Annotated in this window: 14 protein-coding genes; all 14 read left to right on the top strand. The window is 34.6% G+C overall.

The window, feature by feature from the left end; all coding sequences use genetic code 11:
* Nucleotides 1-37 precede the first annotated feature (37 nt).
* Entirely contained in the window at nt 38-1,312 is a 1,275-nt protein-coding gene (locus IRZ80_RS08325; protein ID WP_194641098.1) for a TIM barrel protein, read from the top strand.
* A gap of 6 nt (nt 1,313-1,318) precedes the next feature.
* Nucleotides 1,319-2,692, top strand: a complete 1,374-nt coding sequence (locus IRZ80_RS08320) for an FGGY-family carbohydrate kinase (protein WP_194641206.1) — start codon at nt 1,319-1,321, stop codon at nt 2,690-2,692.
* Between the two features lie 172 nt (nt 2,693-2,864).
* Nucleotides 2,865-3,605 (top strand): (Fe-S)-binding protein, encoded by a 741-nt coding sequence (locus IRZ80_RS08315; RefSeq protein WP_194641097.1) that lies wholly within the window; start codon nt 2,865-2,867, stop codon nt 3,603-3,605.
* Nucleotides 3,606-3,610: 5 nt separating this feature from the next.
* Nucleotides 3,611-4,981: a glycoside hydrolase family 28 protein gene (locus tag IRZ80_RS08310; RefSeq protein ID WP_194641096.1), complete on the top strand. Its 1,371-nt coding sequence runs from the start codon at nt 3,611-3,613 to the stop codon at nt 4,979-4,981.
* Nucleotides 4,982-4,991: 10 nt separating this feature from the next.
* Nucleotides 4,992-6,395: a lactate utilization protein B gene (locus IRZ80_RS08305; RefSeq protein ID WP_194641095.1), complete on the top strand. Its 1,404-nt coding sequence runs from the start codon at nt 4,992-4,994 to the stop codon at nt 6,393-6,395.
* The gene (locus tag IRZ80_RS08300; RefSeq protein WP_228520842.1) at nt 6,382-6,972 is read left to right on the top strand and encodes a lactate utilization protein C; all 591 of its coding nucleotides are present in this window, start codon (nt 6,382-6,384) and stop codon (nt 6,970-6,972) included. Before IRZ80_RS08305 ends, IRZ80_RS08300 begins: the two co-directional genes overlap by 14 nt.
* A gap of 373 nt (nt 6,973-7,345) precedes the next feature.
* Nucleotides 7,346-8,164 (top strand): SDR family oxidoreductase, encoded by an 819-nt coding sequence (locus tag IRZ80_RS08295; RefSeq protein ID WP_194641094.1) that lies wholly within the window; start codon nt 7,346-7,348, stop codon nt 8,162-8,164.
* A 30-nt stretch (nt 8,165-8,194) separates the two neighbouring features.
* Nucleotides 8,195-9,349 carry a mannonate dehydratase gene (gene uxuA / locus IRZ80_RS08290; RefSeq protein ID WP_228520847.1) on the top strand — a complete coding sequence of 385 codons (1,155 nt, stop codon included), beginning with the start codon at nt 8,195-8,197 and terminating at the stop codon, nt 9,347-9,349.
* Between the two features lie 178 nt (nt 9,350-9,527).
* On the top strand, nt 9,528-11,444 hold the full coding sequence (locus tag IRZ80_RS08285) for a DUF3857 domain-containing protein (RefSeq protein WP_228520841.1): 1,917 nt from the start codon (nt 9,528-9,530) through the stop codon (nt 11,442-11,444).
* Nucleotides 11,445-11,451: 7 nt separating this feature from the next.
* Nucleotides 11,452-13,470, top strand: a complete 2,019-nt coding sequence (locus IRZ80_RS08280; RefSeq protein WP_194641092.1) for a DUF3857 domain-containing protein — start codon at nt 11,452-11,454, stop codon at nt 13,468-13,470.
* Between the two features lie 3 nt (nt 13,471-13,473).
* On the top strand, nt 13,474-15,465 hold the full coding sequence (locus IRZ80_RS08275) for a DUF3857 domain-containing protein (RefSeq protein WP_194641091.1): 1,992 nt from the start codon (nt 13,474-13,476) through the stop codon (nt 15,463-15,465).
* A gap of 42 nt (nt 15,466-15,507) precedes the next feature.
* Complete coding sequence (locus IRZ80_RS08270) at nt 15,508-15,834, top strand: nucleotide pyrophosphohydrolase (RefSeq protein ID WP_012022600.1); 327 nt, start codon at nt 15,508-15,510, stop codon at nt 15,832-15,834.
* Between the two features lie 81 nt (nt 15,835-15,915).
* Nucleotides 15,916-17,151: a 3-phosphoshikimate 1-carboxyvinyltransferase gene (aroA, locus tag IRZ80_RS08265; RefSeq protein WP_194641090.1), complete on the top strand. Its 1,236-nt coding sequence runs from the start codon at nt 15,916-15,918 to the stop codon at nt 17,149-17,151.
* Between the two features lie 175 nt (nt 17,152-17,326).
* Nucleotides 17,327-18,376, top strand: a complete 1,050-nt coding sequence (gene queA / locus IRZ80_RS08260; protein WP_194641089.1) for a tRNA preQ1(34) S-adenosylmethionine ribosyltransferase-isomerase QueA — start codon at nt 17,327-17,329, stop codon at nt 18,374-18,376.
* The last annotated feature ends 254 nt before the right edge of the window (nt 18,377-18,630 follow it).

The raw sequence follows: 18,630 nt of genomic DNA, 5'->3' as shown, positions 1-18,630 counted from the left end.
CACGTAAATTGCAAACTCTAATAATACAAACAAGATTATGTTAATAGAATCAAACAAAATAGCTTCACATAATGACGATTTACTAAAAAGTCATTCCAATAAATTAATTTTTACCGTTTCTGAAATAGCAGACAACGAGGCAATTATTCAAAAATTAATTGATTTTCAAATTGCAATTCCATCTTGGGCACTAGGAACAGGAGGTACTCGTTTTGGACGTTTTGCCGGAGGAGGAGAGCCGCGCTCATTAGAAGAAAAAATAGAAGATGTAGGTTTGCTTCATGCACTTAATAATGCTTCGGGAGCTATCTCGCTGCATATTCCGTGGGATATTCCGCAAGATCATAAAGCCATAAAAAGCTTAGCGGCACAGCATAACTTATTGTTTGATGCGGTGAATTCCAACACTTTTCAAGATCAGGCTAATTCTGAATATTCATATAGATACGGTTCTTTACAAAATGTAAATAAAGCGGTACGTAAACAAGCTGTAGATCATAACATCGAAGTGATCAAACAAGGTATTGAATTAGGATCTGAATCATTGACTGTTTGGTTAGCAGACGGATCTAATTTTCCAGGTCAATTAAATTTCAGAAAAGCTTACGAAAATACTTTAGAAAGTTTACAGGAAATTTATGCAGCTCTTCCATCAAACTGGAAACTGTTTTTAGAATACAAATGTGCGGAGCCTAATTTCTATTCTACTACTGTTGCCGATTGGGGACAGTCGTATTCGTATGTAAAAAAATTAGGGGACAAAGCAAAAACATTAGTTGATTTAGGACATCATCTGCCAAATGCAAATATTGAACAGATTGTTTCTTTACTGCTGATGGAAGATAAATTGGGTGGATTCCACTTCAATGATTCAAAATATGGCGATGACGATTTAACAGCTGGAGCTTTGAAACCATACCAATTATTCTTGATTTTTAACGAATTGGTTGAAGGTATGGATGCAAGAGGAATGAATCACGCCAAAGATTTAGGCTGGATGATAGATGCTTCACACAATATCAAAGATCCTTTGGAAGATTTATTGCAGTCTGTTGAAGCGATTATGATTGCTTATGCGCAAGCACTTTCGGTAGACAGAAAAGCATTAGAAATTGCACAAGCAGAAAATGACGTAGTAAAAGCTCAGGAAATTTTGCAGAATGCTTTCCGCACAGACGTTCGCGCATTAGTTGCTGAAGCTCGTTTGCGCAATGGAGCAGCATTAAATCCTGTTGCATTGTACCGTAATCTGAATGTAAGAAAAGAACTTATTGGTGAAAGAGGACTTAAAACAATGGCTACAGGCTTATAAGTTATGATGATTAAGGTAAATGCAGTATTTGATATTGGGAAAACGAATAAAAAGTTTTTTCTTTTTGACGACGACTATAATGAAGTATATCGCGATTACGTAAATCTTCCGCTTACAGTAGATGAAGACGGTTTTGAAACCGAAGATTTAGCAGCATTGAAACGTTGGATAAAAGATACTTTTGATTCTGTTTTAGAGTCCGCAGAATTTGATGTCAGAACGTTGAATTTTTCGTCTTATGGCGCAAGTTTGGTTCATCTGGATTATAAAGGAAAACCGCTAACGCCGCTTTATAATTACATAAAAGAGCTTCCAGAGGAAATTCTGGAGGATTTTTACAGCAAATATGGAGATGCTCTTACATTTGGTGCCGAAACTGCTTCGCCGCCACAATCAGGATTGTTGAACTCTGGTATGCAGCTTTACTGGATCAAAAAAACCAAGCCTGAAATATTTGCTCAGATAAAATGCAGCCTGCATCTGCCACAATATCTGTCTTATTTATTTACAGGAATTCCTGTGAGTGAATATACCAGTATTGGATGCCATACTAATTTATGGAATTATGAGCACGAAGAGTATCATAAATGGGTTCATGATGAGGGTATTGATAAAATACTGCCTCCAATTGTTCCAACTTCTGCCAGTATTAATACGATATATAAAAATAAAAAAATAAAAATTGGAGTGGGGATTCATGACAGTTCCTCTGCCTTGCTGCCTTATGTTTTAAGTAAAAAGAAACCATTTTTACTGCTTTCAACAGGTACTTGGAGCATTGCGCTGAATCCTTTTAATTCCGAAAATTTAAATAAAGAAGATATCTCAAACAATTGCTTGAATTATCTGCGTATTGACGGTAAAAGAGTTAAAGCTTCCCGTTTTTTTATGGGTAATGAATACCGACTGCAGGTTGAAAAACTTTGCGAATACTATAAAAAGGAGTACGGTTATCACCGCGAAGTAAAATTCGACCAGAATATTTATTTGAATTTAATTGAAAAACCAGCAGTTTACTTTAAATTTGAGGGGATTTCTCTGCAGCGTCTGCCACAAAAAACAGAATTGAATTTATTCGATACTTTTGAAGAGGCTTATCATCAGTTAATGATTGAGTTAATGGAACTGCAGGTAGATACTATCAATAAAGCTATTGGAAATAGTAAAATTAAAAAGATATTTATTGACGGCGGATTTACTGATAATGATGTTTTTATGAAATTGATGTCACATCATTTCAGTTCATTTAAAGTTTTATCTACACACTCGCCATTAGGTTCCGCTTTAGGAGCAGCAATGGTTATTTCAGAAAAACAAATTACATCCCAGTTTCTTAAAGAAAATTATAGGATGAAAAAATTGGTTCCTTTATTATTTTAATATCGGAACCAATAAAATTTTAATCTCTATGAGATGAATATTGAGAATATCGTGATGCGTTATTCTTAAAAAAAATATTTCCATATGAAATGAGCAGAACAGAAAATTGATCTGAAATACCAATGAAGTTATGCGAATTACATATGACCAATAAAAAAATAAATATCTCCATATGAGAATTGGACTTTTTATTCCCTGCTATGTAGACCAATTTTACCCAAAAATTGGTATTGCTACACTTGAGTTATTGCAAAAATTAGGCTGTGATGTTGATTTTCCAATGAAGCAGACATGCTGCGGACAGCCGATGGCAAATAGCGGTTATCAGCATTTAACAGAAGGATGCGATGCTAATTTCATTGCTAATTTCACCGGTTTTGATTACATTGTCTGTCCTTCGGGAAGCTGTGTGATGCACGTAAAAGAACATCTGCACAGCGATACCAACAAAGAATTAGCTGCAAAAATCCGATCTACTGTTTACGAGTTAACCGAATTTATTACTGATGTTTTAAAAATTGAAAGTATAGAAGGTGATTTTCCGTTTAAAGTAGGAATGCATCAAAGCTGTCATGGACAGAGAGGACTGAAACTTTCGCAGATGAGTGAATTAAATGCTCCGTCCTTTTCAAAACCCGGACAGTTATTAACCAAAATTAAAGGGATCGATTTGGTATCCTTATCCCGAAAAGATGAATGCTGCGGTTTTGGAGGTACTTTTTGTGTGACCGAAGAAGCCATTTCTGTTAAAATGGGGCAAGACCGAATCAAAGATCACGAAAAACATCAGGTTGATTATATTACTGGTGCAGACATGTCCTGTCTAATGCATTTGGAAGGTATTCTGCGAAGACAGCAAAGCCCGATAAAAACTATTCATATCGCAGAAATTTTAAATACTTTAAAAAGGTAAACACGATGAAAAAGGTAATCTCAATTTTATTAGTCGTTTGTGCCTTTTGTTTTTTTTCATTTAATGCTGAAAAAGATACAGTTACTTTAATTGGAGTAAAAGTAAAAGCTCCATTTGAAATGCCTGAAATTTTCATTCCAAATTTTAAGAATTGTAAAAAGTTAACCATTACTGATTTTGGTGCGGTACAAGGCGATAAAAATAAAAATTCAGAAGCTATAGCCCAAGCTATTGATAAGGCTAATAAAATGGGAGGCGGTATTGTAGTAATTCCAAAAGGAGAATGGATTACCGGTAAAGTTCACTTTAAAAGCAATGTTAATCTGCATTTAGAAAAAGGCGCTGTTCTTTTATTTTCAGAAAATCCTAATGATTATCTGCCTGCTGTCAAAAGTACTTGGGAAGGTTATGAATGTTTAAATTATTCTCCATTAATTTATGCCTATCAATGCAAAAATGTTGCTATCACTGGTGAAGGAGAATTGAAAGCGAAGATGGATGTCTGGACCGAATGGTTTAAACGCCCTAAAGCGCACATGGAAAGCCTTAAACGATTATATTATCTTGCTTCTTATGAAAAGCCGATGGAAGAGAGATTAATGGTGAATGACACTGCTCATCTTCGCCCTCAGTTTATTCAGTTTAACCGCTGCCAGAATATATTGATGGATGGCGTTTCAATCACCAATAGCCCGTTTTGGACCATTCATCCTTTTTTATCCAAAGATGTTGTGCTTAGAAACCTTAAAGTATATGCACACGGACATAATAATGATGGTGTCGATCCAGAGATGGCCCAAAATGTGTTAATCGAAAATTGCGTATTTGACCAGGGGGATGATGCCATTGCTATAAAATCAGGCTGCGGACAAAATGCCTGGCGATTAAATACACCTTCAAAAAATATTGTTATCCGAAATTGCACGGTCAAAAACGGCCACCAATTGGTCGCAATAGGAAGTGAATTGTCCGGAGGTATCGAAAATGTATTTATCGATAAATGCAATGTAGTTGACGGTGCAAAGCTAAATCATCTATTGTATATAAAAACCAACGAACGAAGAGGCGGATTTGTAAACAATATTTATGTCAGCAATGTAGCTTCTGGTAAAATCGATCTGGGAATACTTGGGATTGAGACTGATGTATTGTACCAATGGAGGGATTTGGTGCCGACCATTGAAAGAAGACTCACACCAATAAAAAATGTATATCTCGAAAATGTGAATGCTGCGAATGTGAAATTTACTGCACGAATATTAGGTCAGAAAGAATTACCCGTAGAGAATATATTTCTAAAAAATGTAAAAGCAGAAACCATTACTGATAAAAAATACATTACTGAAAACGTATTGAATTTTTCTGATAAAGAATAAAAAAGGCAAAATGAGTTCAAATAAAACGATACCGCACAGTGAAGCCGCTGCCATTTTTAATAAAAATGTAGAGCGTGTCAATTGGCATGACGAAACGCTTTGGTTTGTTCGTGAAAAAAGAGATAGATCTGCACATCAGATTCCGGAATGGGAACTGCTTAGAGAAACAGCATCAAAAATAAAATTCAATGTGCTTTCAAATATCCATGATTATTTGGTGGAATTTGAAACCAATGCTCAAAAGAATGGAATTATTGTTCACTGGGCTGCCAATGCCGAGGAGCATAATGTTATTGTTCATTCGATATTAGAAAAGCATAACATCAAGCAAATGGTAAAATCTAAATCGATGCTTACCGAAGAATGCCATTTGAATGATTATCTGACAGAGCGAGGCATTGATGTTATAGATTCAGATTTAGGAGAGCGCATTGTTCAGCTTCGTAACGAACCGCCAAGCCATATCGTTCTGCCTGCTATTCATCTAAAAAAAGAAGATGTAAGTGAAACTTTCCATGAACATCTTGGAACAGAAAAAGGAAATATTGATCCGCAGTATTTAACCGAATCTGCCCGTCATCATTTAAGAGATGTTTTTTTGACGCGTAAAGCTGCCCTAACAGGAGTAAATTTTGCAGTTGCCGAAACTGGTGAATTCGTGGTTTGTACCAATGAAGGAAATGCAGATATGGGTGCGCACTTAGCTGACGTTCATATAGCCTGTATGGGATTTGAAAAATTAATTCCGCAGCGTGAGCATTTAGGGGTTTTCCTGCGATTATTGGCAAGAAGCGCCACTGGACAGCCTATAACAACGTTTTCCAGCCACTTCAAAAAACCAAGAGACGGCAAAGAGATTCATATCGTTATCGTTGATAATGGAAGAAGTGAGCAGTTAGGAAGAGAAGATTTTAGAAATTCATTGAAATGCATCCGCTGTGGCGCCTGCATGAATACCTGCCCAGTGTACAGACGAAGCGGAGGACATAGTTACCACAATGCAGTTGCAGGACCAATTGGTTCGATTTTGGCTCCTAATCTGGACATGAAAAAGAATGCTGATTTACCTTTTGCCAGTACTTTATGCGGTTCCTGCACAAATGTATGCCCTGTAAAAATTGATATTCATGATCAGTTATACAAATGGAGACAGGTTTTAGTAAAAGAGGGTTATACTCCAAAAGCCAAAACGATAGCTATGAAAACTATGGCAACAGTTTTAGCTAATCCTACGGTATTTGAAATTGCTGGTATATCCGGCCGTTTTGCAATGAAGAATCTGCCTGGTCTGGTAAATAATAAACTGAATAAATGGTACGACCAGAGGGAAATGCCTAAAGTTCCTGAAGAATCTTTTAGGGAATGGTACAAGAAAAACGGTAAAGCAGCTAAAGGGAAAAATGATGAGCAGTAAAGAATCTATTTTACAAAAAATAAAACAGAATCAGCCAAAAGAGCTGAATGAACTTCCAAGTTTAGAACCTTTAAAAGAATCTGATTTGGATGTTTTAGAGCAGTATAAAACGATTTTAAAAGGCATTGGAGGGGATTTTGAAGAAGTATCAAGTTATGCTGAAATTGTTACTTTTGTTAAAGAAAATTTCGATATCAGTAAACGTATACTAACGACTCTTCCAGAACTTTCTGAAGTTGCAAATTTGGATTGGACCAACGACGATCCTCATTCTCTGCAGAATGCCGAACTTATTCTCGTTAAAGCGCATTTTGGCGTAGCCGAAAACAGTGCACTTTGGGTTACAGATGACTTAATGGGACAAAGGGTTTCGACTTTTATCCCGCAGTATTTAGCAATAGTTGTTAATAAAAAAGATATTGTTGCCAAAATGCATCAGGCTTATGACCGTATTGGTAATCAGGAATATGGTTTTGGAACCTTTATCGCAGGACCTTCAAAAACGGCCGATATTGAACAGTCTTTAGTTTTAGGGGCGCACGGAGCAAGAGGACTGACTGTTTTTTTAATGGAATAACCGCTTTTTGTTTTTTTTCAGATTTTTAATAGTCACAATGGCTGAGCTGTTTTGTCGATTCAGTTGAGATTTCATGATTATAGCTGTGCGCGTGCATTTTTTTATCACGGCATTTTTTAAAAGTTTCTGACACGAATTACACTAATTTGCACGAATTAAGATTGCTGTTTAATTACACAAAATATTCGAAACTGTAAAAAGTTGTAAAATTTGATTTCAATTTTGATAAGAATTAGTGTTAATTGGTGAAATTCGTGTTTATCTTTTTTTAAATGCGAATGCCGTGCTTTTTTATGCGGAACAATTTCCTTTCCTAATAAAATCCGTATCTTTCGAGACTTAAAATTAAAATACTAATTAAAAATAACCAAAATTGAAAACAGATTTCTTATTAAAAGATAAAGTTATTGTAGTTACAGGTGCTACCGGAATTCTAGGCGGTGCATTTGTGGATGGAATTGCCGAGGCTGGAGCAACAGTTGGAATCTTGGGCAGAAATGAAAAAGTAGCAAATGAGCGTGCAAAAGAGATTACTGATAAAGGCGGAAATGCAATTGTATTAATTGCTGATGTTACCATAGAAGCAGATTTAATTGCTGCTCGAGATTTGGTCATTTCTAAATATGGCAAAATAGACGGTTTGGTGAATGCAGCCGGCGGGAACATGCCGGATGCTGTTGTACAGCCCAATCAGGATATTTTTAAATTAAATATAGATGCATTACAGCAGGTAATTAATCTTAATTTATTTGGAACTCTATTGCCAACTCAGATTTTTGGTGAAGCTATGAAAGACACTGCTGGGAAAGGAAGCATTGTGAATATTTCTTCGGTATCTACAGTTGCAGCAATGACCAAGGTTTTAGGATACAGCTTGGCAAAATCAGCCATTGATTCTTATACAAAATGGTTTGCGGTAGAACTTGCTAAACGTTATGGCGATAAAATCCGAATGAATTCAATAGCTCCTGGTTTCTTCTTAACAGAACAAAACAGAACTTTATTGACCAACGCTGACGGCAGTCTGACTGAAAGAGGTAATTTGGTAATTCAAAATACTCCTTACGGACGTTTTGGTAATCCAGAAGAGTTGATTGGAGGTTTGGTTTGGCTGTTAAGTGATGCGTCTAAATTTGCAACTGGATCAAAAGTAACTTTGGACGGCGGTTTTACAATTTTTAGCGGAGTTTAATATTTTTTAAAAAGAACAATTATGTATAAAATGAAACAAACGTGGAGATGGTTTGGACCAAATGATCCCGTAAGTTTATCCTATATTAAGCAGACTGGCGCAACAGGAATTGTATCAGCGCTGCATCACGTTCCTCACGGTGAAGTTTGGACAATTGAAGAAATCAATAAAAGAAAAGCCGAAATTGAAGCATCTGGTTTAGTATGGGATGTGGTAGAAAGTATCACAGTTCATGAATCTATTAAAACCAGAACAGGAAATTATCAGGAATACATTGATAAATACAAAGAAAGTATCCGCAATGTTGCAGCCTGCGGTATCAAGGTAATCACTTATAATTTTATGCCGGTAAACGACTGGACAAGAACACAATTGGATTATGTGATGCCGGATGGTTCGGAAGCTTTGTATTTTAATTGGGTGGATTTGGCAATTTTCGATATTTATATTTTAAAAAGAGAAAATGCCGAAAAGAGTTTTCCTGATAATATAGTAGAGAAAGCCAAAGAGCGTTTTTCCACAATTACAGAGCAAAGATTACAGGAAATAGCAGGCACAGTGATGTTTGGAATACCTGGAGAAAAAAAGATAACTGTTGAGTGGATGCGCAATGCCTTGAAGGCTTATGATAACATTGACAGAGATGCTTTAAGAAGCAATCTGAGTTATTTTCTAAATGAGATCTGCCCGGTTGCTGATGAAGCGGGGGTACAGTTAGCTATTCATCCGGACGATCCGCCATTTGATATTTTAGGTCTGCCAAGGATTGTAAATTCAATGGAAGATTATGATTATATCTTGTCGAATGCGCCATATAAATCAAACGGAATTTGTTTTTGCACAGGTTCTTTAGGAGCTTCGAAAGAAAATGATTTACCAGAAATGGTTAAAAAATTAGATGATAAAATTCATTTTATTCATTTAAGAAATGTTCGCAGTGATGAAGAAGGTAACTTTTTTGAAGCCGATCATTTAGACGGAAATACTGACATGTATGCTGTAATGAAAGAATTGTTATTAATTCAGAAAAAATATAAAACTTCAATTCCTTTCCGTCCCGATCACGGGCACCAAATGTTAGATGATTTAGGAAAACAAAACAATCCTGGATATTCGGCTATAGGAAGACTTAGAGGTTTAGCAGAATTAAGAGGATTAGAAGAAGGTATTGTCCGTTCGTTATAAAAAGCGGGAACTCTTTCTATCCATAAAATTAATTTCCTGTAATAGAAATTATTGCAAAGCTGTCCATATAAAGGGCAGCTTTTTTTGTTTTCAAATTCTGTGAAGTCTGTAAAATAAATAAGTAAATTAAGTTTCTTTTAAACGAAATTTTCTTATATTTCACAACCAAATTTTTTTTATGATTTACAGATTTTTCTCAGCAATGACGGTTGTTTTGCTGTTTACTGCCAGCCCTATTTTTTCTCAGAAAGCTGATTATAGTGTTCTGACTATTTCAGACAGTCTCAAAGAAAATGCTAATGCTATTGTCCGTTTGAATCAAACGGATATTGTAATTACATCTCAGCGCAGCATGAATATTAAAACCAAAAGAGTTGTAACTGTGCTGAATGAACATGGGTTTGAAGCTGTCGAAGCTTATGAGCATTATGACAAGTCCAGCTCTGTCAAAAATATTCTGGCAACGATTTATGATCCCTTTGGTAAGGAAATCAAAAAGGTAAAGAAATCTGATTTTAGAGATGTAAGTGCTGTAAGCGGGAGTACTCTTTTTTCAGAGAATCGATTCATGTATCTGGATTATACTCCAACTCAATTTCCGATTACAGTTGTTTTTGAAAGTGAAATACAGACTACAAACACTGCTTTTATTCCACAATGGCAGCCGTTGGGCGATTATGCTGTAAGTATAGAAAAAAGTATTCTTAATTTAAGTTATCCTTCAAACCTTGGATTTAAATATAAAGAGTTTAATTTCTCCAATTTTAATGTAAAGAAAACACAGGAAAGTACTACTGGTATTTCTTTTGAGGCTGCAAAAATAATGGCACAAAAGGAAGAAACATCCAGTCCGTCTGTGAGTTATCTTTTTCCAAGACTAATGATGGGATTAGAGCTGTTTCATTTGGAAGGAGTTGATGGAAATGCTAAAAACTGGATTGAATTTGGAAAATGGTACAATGAAAAAATTCTGACTGGAACTACTGATCTGCCAGAAGAAACTAAAGCAAAAATAAAAGCTTTGGTTGGTACAGAAACCGATCCTATTAAGAAAGCCCAGATTATTTATAAATATGTTCAGGAAAAATCACGATATGTTAACATAAGTATCGGTATTGGCGGGTGGAAACCAATGCTGGCCAGTGATGTAGACAGATTGGGGTATGGAGACTGCAAAGCTCTGAGCAATTATACAAAAGCGCTTCTAAAAGCAGTTGATGTCCCTTCTTATAATACTATTTTATACGGTAATCCAAGAAAACGTGATATTGAAGCTGATTTTGTTTCCATGCAGGGAAATCACATGATTTTGGCTGTGCCAAATAAAGATTCGTATATTTTTCTGGAATGTACCAGTCAGGTAGATCCTTTCGGGTATCAGGGAACGTTTACAGATGATAGAAATGTTTTGGTTGTAAAACCTGAAGGCGGTGAAATTGTTCATACCAAAATTTATGAAGATACAGGAAATGTCCAGATTAGTAAAGGGGGCTATTCTATTGCCGAAAATGGTGATTTCTCTGGTAAAATTGGAATTGTTTCAGAGGGTTCTCAGTATAATCAAAAATTCCATAATGATAAGCTTTCACCAACTGAAATGGAAGCTTTTTATAAAGATTACTGGAGCACTATTAATAACTTAAAAATTAAAAAAATCACATTTAAAAATGATAGTGATAAAATAAGTTTTACCGAAAATGCAGAAATATCAGCGGCTAATTATGGGAACATATCTGCTAATAAAATGATGTTTGCTCTAAATGCTTTTAACCCATTAACCCAAAGTGTAAAAAGAATCAGAAACAGGAAGAATCCATTAGAGATTCAAAGAGGATCTGTAGATATTGATGAAATTGAAATTGCTTTACCGGCTAATTTTTCAATCGAATTTCTTCCAGCTAATGTTGAAATTAATGGAAAATTTGGGGAATACAAAATAGAGATCATAAAAAACAGCAGTAATAATATCGTTTATAAGCGAAAGTTTTTTTTGAAAAAAGGATTATACACCAATAAAGAATACGATGAATTTCGTCTTTTTATGGAACAGATTTCAAGAAACGATAATGCCAAAATAATTTTAACCAAAAGCTAATAACCAAATGAAAATTAAAAACTTAACCCTGCTGTTTTTTATAGTATTATTTTGTTCCAATGCAGCTGCCCAAGAATTTAAATTAGGTAAAGTCTCCATTGCCGAATTAGAACAAAAAGTGCATCCCAAAGATTCAGCTGCTGTTGCAGCTATATTGTTTAAAAAAGGACAGAGTCATTTTGAATTTTCGCAAAGTGAGGGATTTTTAGTGGTTTCGGAGGTAGCTATGCGTATTAAAATTTATAAAAAGGATGGTTATGATTGGGCAAATCAATCGGTACGGTATATTTTAGGAAGTACTAATATTACAGAGAAAGTTTCTTTCTCGGATGCAGCAACTTATAATTTAGTAGGCGGTAAAATTGAAAAAACAAAATTGAAATCTGAAGGAGAATTTCAGGAAAAAATTAATAAATATTGGAGCAGAAAAAAAATAACTCTGCCGAATGTAAAAGAAGGCTCAGTGTTAGAGTTTAAATACACCATTCGTACTAATAATATTGGAATGCTGAGAGATTTTGATTTCCAGACGGATATTCCTGTCAATTATGCTGAATATGTGTCTTCTGCACCAGAATATTATGTTTATAACAGCAAAATGAAAGGATATATAGCACCAAAAGTAGTTGTCGAAAATTCCATGCAGTCATTTACTATTAACAGCAAGGAGAGATCAATGGGAGTTGGCCCTACAACCACTACTTTTAACCAGGATAAAATAGATTATAAAGAAAAGAAAACAACCTACACTGCTATAGATCTGCCAGCAATGAAAGAGGAGGAACTTGTAAATAATATTGATAATTACACTACTAGTCTAGTGCAGGAGTTATCGCTTATTCAATATCCAAACCAGCCAGCTAAATTATATTCGACAGACTGGAATTCTGTAGCCAAAACAATTTATGAGTATGATGATTTTGGTCCAGAGCTGAATAAAACAGGTTATTTTGAAGACGATTTAAAAGCGGTTGTCGCAGGATTGACTTCACAGAATGAAATTGTTTTAGCGGTTTTAAATTATGTAAAAGCTGCAGTGAAATGGAATGGAGATTATGGCTATTCCTGTGATAATGGAGTTAAAAAAGCATATAAAGATAAAACTGGAAATGTAGGCGATATTAATTTAATGCTTACCGCTATGCTGCGTACAGCTGGCTTAAAGGCAAATCCTGTTTTGGTAAGCACCCGATCTAATGGAATTTCAATTTTTCCTAATAGAACTGCTTACAATTACGTGATTGCTGCAGTAGAGACTTCTGAAGGCTTGATACTGGTAGATGCAACAAACAAATATTCTAATCCAAATGTATTGCCTTTTAGAGATTTAAATTGGTTTGGTAGATTGATAAGAAAAGATGGTTCATCAGAAGATGTTGATCTGATGCCTAAAATGGCTTCAACTGACAATGTATTAATGATGTATTCTATCGAGAGTAACGGAAAAATTACTGGAAAATTAAGAAGACAGAGAACTGATCAGAATGCAATGAGTTTCAGGGCGAAAATTGAGAATGTAAAAGAGGAAGAATATCTGGAAAAATTAGAAAATGAAAATCAAAAAATTGAAATTGCAGATTATTCCAGAACCAATGAGAAGGATGTGAAATTACCAATTATAGAAACGTGTTCTTTTACAGGTACCAACCTATGTGAAGTTATAGGAGAAAAAATATATATTAATCCATTGTTATTTTTTACCAAAGAGCACAATCCTTTTAAACAAGAAACTAGAGAATATCCTATTGATTACGGTTTTCCTTTTATAGAAAATTACAATATCAATATTAATATTCCTGACGGATATGTCGTAGAAACGCTGCCAAAGTCTACTCAGTTAAATATGGAAGAGAATATAGGCGGGTTTAAATTTAGAATAAATGCTGCTGAAAATAAAATACAGCTGATTATTTCCCATCAGATAAATACTCCAATCATATCGTCAGAATATTATTCTATGATAAAAGACTATTATCAGGGAATGATTGCCAAACAAACCGAAAAAATTGTTTTGAAAAAAGTGTAAATAATGAAAAAAATTAAAACTTTTCTTGGATTGTTGATATTGTTTTCATTTGTAAAAATAAATGCTCAAAATTTTGAATTAGGGAAAGTATCAATTGCAGAATTAAAAGAAAAACAGCATCCTAACGACTCAAGTGCGGCAGCTGCAATATTATTTAAGAACGGTAAAACTAGTTTTGAATACAACAGAGATAGAGGATTTACAGCAGTCACTGAAGTTTCCATGCGGATTAAAATTTATAAGAAAGAAGGTTATAATTGGGCCAATTTTACTGTGCCATATTATGTGGGATACGAAAATTACAATGACGATATTGTCGCTTTTTCAAGTGCTGTAACCTATAATTTAGAAAATGGTGCAATCGCTAAAACTAAACTCAACAATGAAGGCAGTTTTAAGAAAAATGTAAACGAATATTGGAATGAAGCTACAATAACATTGCCAAATATAAAAGAAGGCTCAGTGATAGAATTTAAATATGTTTTGAAAACGGAGAACATAGTTAAATTTCCGGTTTTTTATTTTCAAGATAAAATCCCAGTAAATAAAGCTGAATACACTACTAATATCCCTTATTTTTTTACTTACAAACCTATTCAGGTTGGTTATGTAAATCTTAAATTAGATTCAAAAGTTACAAACGGAAGTCTTAATTATGATAATCAATATCATCAATCGGTTAATTTGAGTTTTGATCAGATTAAAAATAAATACAGTGCAGAAAATATTCCAGCATTAAAAGAAGAGGATTTTGTTGATAATATTCACAATTACCAATCGTCATTGCATCATGAGCTTGAAAAAACAAATTTTCCTGATGAAAAAGAAAAGAATTATTCCAAAGATTGGGATGGTGTAGCCAAAACTATATATGCAGATAAAGGATTTGGAAAAGAGTTAGAAGATAGCTCTTATCTTCTGGAAGATGCTAGATTGATTTTAAAAGGAATTGATTCTAAGGAAGAAAAACTTGCAATAGTTTTTAAATTCGTTCAAGACCGTATGCATTGGAACAATGATTATGGATATTATATAGATAAAGGCGTAAAACAGGCGTATAATAATAGAACGGGAAATGTAGCCGAAATAAATTTTATACTTATCTCAATGTTGAAATTAGTAGGACTAGATGCAAATCCTGTACTAGTAAGTACCAAAGAACATGGATTGCCTGTTTTTCCAAATAGAACTGTTTTTAATTATGTTATTGCCTCCGTGAATATTGATGGAAAGCAGATTTTATTAGATGCGACCCATAAATATACCACACAGAATATTTTGCCATTGAATGTTCTAAACTGGAAAGGAAGGCTTCTTAAGCAAGAAGGAATTTCTGAGGAAGTAGAATTAGTACCTGTAAAGAATTCGATTAAGAATCATACCCTGATGGTAAAATTAGATAAGTCTGGCGGGATAGAGGGGAAGTGCCGATCACAGCTGACAGATTATGAAGCCTATAAATTTAGAGATAAATATGCAGAAATGGATACTGATAATTATCTCGAAAAAGTAGAAAACAATTTAAATGGAATTAAAATCCAAGGGTATGTTATTGATAATAAAAAGACTCGTTTTGAGGATCCTATTATAGAAACATTCGCTTTTTCTGGAAACAATCAATGTGATATTATTGGCGATAAAATATATTTTAACCCCGTTTTGTTTTTTACAGAATCACATAATCCTTTTGTTCAGGAAAAAAGGGAAATGCCAATCTATTTCGGCTATCCCAAATTAGAAAAATATAATGTCAGTTATGAAATTCCAGAAGGTTATACCGTAGAATCAATTCCTAAATCTATCAAGATTTCTACAGAAGGAAAGGAATTGTCTTTTTCGATGAATATCGTCTATGAACAGAATAGGATACAGATTTTAATGACCAAAGAAGTTAATATGGCTATCGTTTCAGCTGATTTTTATGAATCTATCAAAGATTTTTATCAAAAGATGATAACGAAAGAAACTGAAAAAATAGTTCTTAAAAGAATATAGCAAAACTTCGCCCGTTTGTATATTTGTCATAAAAATTTACAAATGGATTTAAAAAATGCACAATTAGACGTAGATACCTGGATTAAAGAACACGGAGTCCGCTATTTCAATGAACTGACTAATATGGCGCAGCTTACCGAAGAAGTAGGTGAAGTGGCCCGAATCATAGCACGCCGTTACGGAGAACAATCCGAAAAAGAGAGTGATAAAAATAAGGATCTTGGGGAAGAATTGGCTGATGTAGTTTTTGTAGTATTGTGTTTGGCGAATCAGACAGGAATCGATTTACAGGCCGCTTTTGATAAGAAAATGGATCTGAAATCAGTTAGAGACAAGGACCGCCACAAAAACAACGATAAACTAAAATAATGTTATAAGTTACGGCAAAACTTTGGTTGTTACTTTTTTTAAAATAAATTTGCCAAAAGACCAATTACAACGTATTCAAAAATGAATTTACTAGTTCAAACTTCCCATCTCGATTTACAAGATCAAATTGCAATAACAGGTTCCAAAAGCGAAACCAATAGACTTTTGCTGTTGCAGGCTTTGTTTTCCAATATTACTTTGGCCAACACATCAAATTCTGATGATAGTGAAGTGATGCAAAAAGCATTGAAAGGCGATGATGAAATTGTAGATATCCATCATGCAGGAACAGCAATGCGTTTCTTGACAGCTTATTTTGCAGTAAACGAAGGCCGTGAAGTGGTTTTGACAGGATCTCAAAGAATGACTGAACGCCCGATTAAAGTTCTGGTAGAAGCTTTAGTACAGTTAGGTGCAAAAATTACTTATGAAAAAGAAGAAGGTTATCCGCCTATTCGAATCAAAGGACAAAAAATAACTGCAAACAAAGTCAGCATTCCTGCGAATGTAAGCAGTCAGTATATATCGGCATTGCTTTTAGTAGCGCCAAAATTAGAGAACGGAATCGAACTGACTTTAGTGGGCGAAATAACTTCTGTTCCATATATTAAAATGACTTTGGCTCTGCTAAATGATTTAAATATTGAAACTAGTTTCGTTGGAAATGTAATAACAGTAAAACCTAAGAAAGAAGTAGAGACAAAAGTAATGACAGTGGAATCCGACTGGAGTTCAGCTTCTTACTTTTTTAGTTTAGCTGCATTGGCAAAAACGGCTTCCGTTTCGCTGACAAGTTATAAAGAAACAAGCTTGCAGGGAGATTCTGCTTTGGTTGAAATCTATAAACAAATGGGGGTTTCTTCCCAATTTGAAGGCAATAAAATTATTTTGACAAAACAAGAAGGTTTCGATTATAAAGACATTACTTTCGACTTAAATAATACGCCGGATATTGCACAGACTATTGTAGTTACCTGTTTAGGACTGGGAATTGGCTGTCACTTAACCGGTTTGCATACTTTAAAAATTAAAGAAACTGACAGGCTGGAAGCACTCCGAATTGAATTAACAAAATTGGGAGCAAACATTTCCGTAACCAATGATAGTTTAACATTAGTGGCAACAGATAAGATTAATGAAGAAATAAGAATTGATACTTACAACGACCACAGAATGGCAATGGCATTTGCACCATTAGCATTAAAAGTGCCGATTATTATCAATAATGCCGATGTGGTGTCAAAATCATATCCTGATTTTTGGGATGATTTAAAAAGACTGGGCTTTTTTGTTGTTCAAAAATGGTCATTTACCTAGACGATTGTTGAGTTTCAACTCCCTTTCCTTTGGAGAGGGCTGGAGTGAGGTAAAAATAAACACCTAAACACTTGACAACGCCTGTTTCACAATCGTATATTTGCACCCGAAAGATTTTTAAGTTCAGGCTGAACAGTCTGTGACTTGAATTTTTAAACTTTTTAAAAAACAGCAAATGAAATTATCCCACTTTAACTTCAATTTACCAAAAGAACTTCTTGCAGAATATCCAGCCGAAAACAGAGACGAATCTCGTTTGATGATTGTAGACCGTAAGAATCAGACGATAACACATAAAATGTTCAAAGATGTTATCGATTATTTTGATGATGGTGATGTTTTAATTTTGAATAATACTAAAGTTTTTCCAGCCCGTTTATATGGGAATAAAGAAAAAACTGGTGCAAGAATTGAAGTGTTTTTGTTAAGAGAGCTAAACGCAGAACAAAGACTTTGGGATGTATTAGTTGATCCGGCTAGAAAAATCAGAATCGGGAATAAATTATACTTTGGCGACGATGATTCATTGGTGGCTGAGGTAATTGACAATACAACTTCACGCGGAAGAACATTGCGTTTTCTTTATGATGGATCTTATGAAGAATTCAGAAATAAATTGACTGAACTAGGAGAAACTCCTATCCCAAAATACATTAACCGTGAAGTGACTCCAGAAGACGCTGAGCGTTACCAGACGATTTATGCTAAAGAAGAAGGGGCTGTAGCAGCACCAACTGCTGGTCTGCACTTCTCTAAACATTTATTGAAAAGATTAGAAATTAAAGGAGTTAAATTTGCAGAAGTGACGCTTCACGTTGGTTTAGGGACTTTCAATCCAGTTGAGGTTGAAGATTTGTCAAAACACAAAATGGACTCCGAAGAGCTGAAAATTACTCAGGAAGCCTGTGATGTTGTAAACACGGCAAAGGCAGCAAAGAAAAGAATCTGTACGGTAGGAACTACTTCTATGCGTGCTGTAGAAAGTTCAGTTTCGTCACAAAACACGCTGAATCCTTATGATGGATGGACAAACAAATTCGTTTTCCCTCCTCACGATTTTGCTATTCCAACTTGTATGATTACGAATTTCCATACTCCAAAATCTACTTTGTTAATGATGGTTTCTGCTTTCTGCGGACACGATTTAATGAAAAGAGCATATGAAGAAGCAATCAAAGAAGGATATAAATTCTATTCTTATGGAGATGCCATGCTGATTATCTAATCGCATATTCAAAATTAAATACAAAGTCTCGTCAGCAATGACGAGATTTTTTTTGCACTAAATTGAGCGAAGCAAACATACGGTTAAACAAAAAACTGAATACAGTCATCTGATATCTGCTATTTAATTATGGCCCTAACACAATTTGTTTTTCATAAGAAGATTGCTGCTTTAAGTTTGAAATTTGATTTAAAATAGATTGATTTGTTGTTGAATTATCTTTGTTAACGACTGATTTGTTTTATTTTTTCTAT

Origin of the sequence: Flavobacterium sp. HJJ (assembly GCF_015351475.1) — a bacterium.
GTDB lineage: Bacteria > Bacteroidota > Bacteroidia > Flavobacteriales > Flavobacteriaceae > Flavobacterium > Flavobacterium marginilacus.
This window is presented reverse-complemented; position numbering and strand designations above follow the sequence as displayed.

Excerpts from the sequence above, each read along its gene's own strand:
- IRZ80_RS08305 (WP_194641095.1), top strand. The coding sequence starts at position 4,992 with ATGAGTTCAAATAAAACGATACCGCACAGTGAAGCCGCTGCCATTTTT.
- IRZ80_RS08280 (WP_194641092.1), top strand. The coding sequence starts at position 11,452 with ATGAAAATTAAAAACTTAACCCTGCTGTTTTTTATAGTATTATTTTGT.
- IRZ80_RS08275 (WP_194641091.1), top strand. The coding sequence starts at position 13,474 with ATGAAAAAAATTAAAACTTTTCTTGGATTGTTGATATTGTTTTCATTT.
- queA (WP_194641089.1), top strand. The coding sequence starts at position 17,327 with ATGAAATTATCCCACTTTAACTTCAATTTACCAAAAGAACTTCTTGCA.
- uxuA (WP_228520847.1), top strand. The coding sequence starts at position 8,195 with ATGAAACAAACGTGGAGATGGTTTGGACCAAATGATCCCGTAAGTTTA.
- IRZ80_RS08300 (WP_228520842.1), top strand. The coding sequence starts at position 6,382 with ATGATGAGCAGTAAAGAATCTATTTTACAAAAAATAAAACAGAATCAG.
- IRZ80_RS08285 (WP_228520841.1), top strand. The coding sequence starts at position 9,528 with ATGATTTACAGATTTTTCTCAGCAATGACGGTTGTTTTGCTGTTTACT.
- IRZ80_RS08325 (WP_194641098.1), top strand. The coding sequence starts at position 38 with ATGTTAATAGAATCAAACAAAATAGCTTCACATAATGACGATTTACTA.
- IRZ80_RS08315 (WP_194641097.1), top strand. The coding sequence starts at position 2,865 with ATGAGAATTGGACTTTTTATTCCCTGCTATGTAGACCAATTTTACCCA.
- IRZ80_RS08310 (WP_194641096.1), top strand. The coding sequence starts at position 3,611 with ATGAAAAAGGTAATCTCAATTTTATTAGTCGTTTGTGCCTTTTGTTTT.
- IRZ80_RS08320 (WP_194641206.1), top strand. The coding sequence starts at position 1,319 with ATGATTAAGGTAAATGCAGTATTTGATATTGGGAAAACGAATAAAAAG.
- IRZ80_RS08270 (WP_012022600.1), top strand. The coding sequence starts at position 15,508 with ATGGATTTAAAAAATGCACAATTAGACGTAGATACCTGGATTAAAGAA.
- aroA (WP_194641090.1), top strand. The coding sequence starts at position 15,916 with ATGAATTTACTAGTTCAAACTTCCCATCTCGATTTACAAGATCAAATT.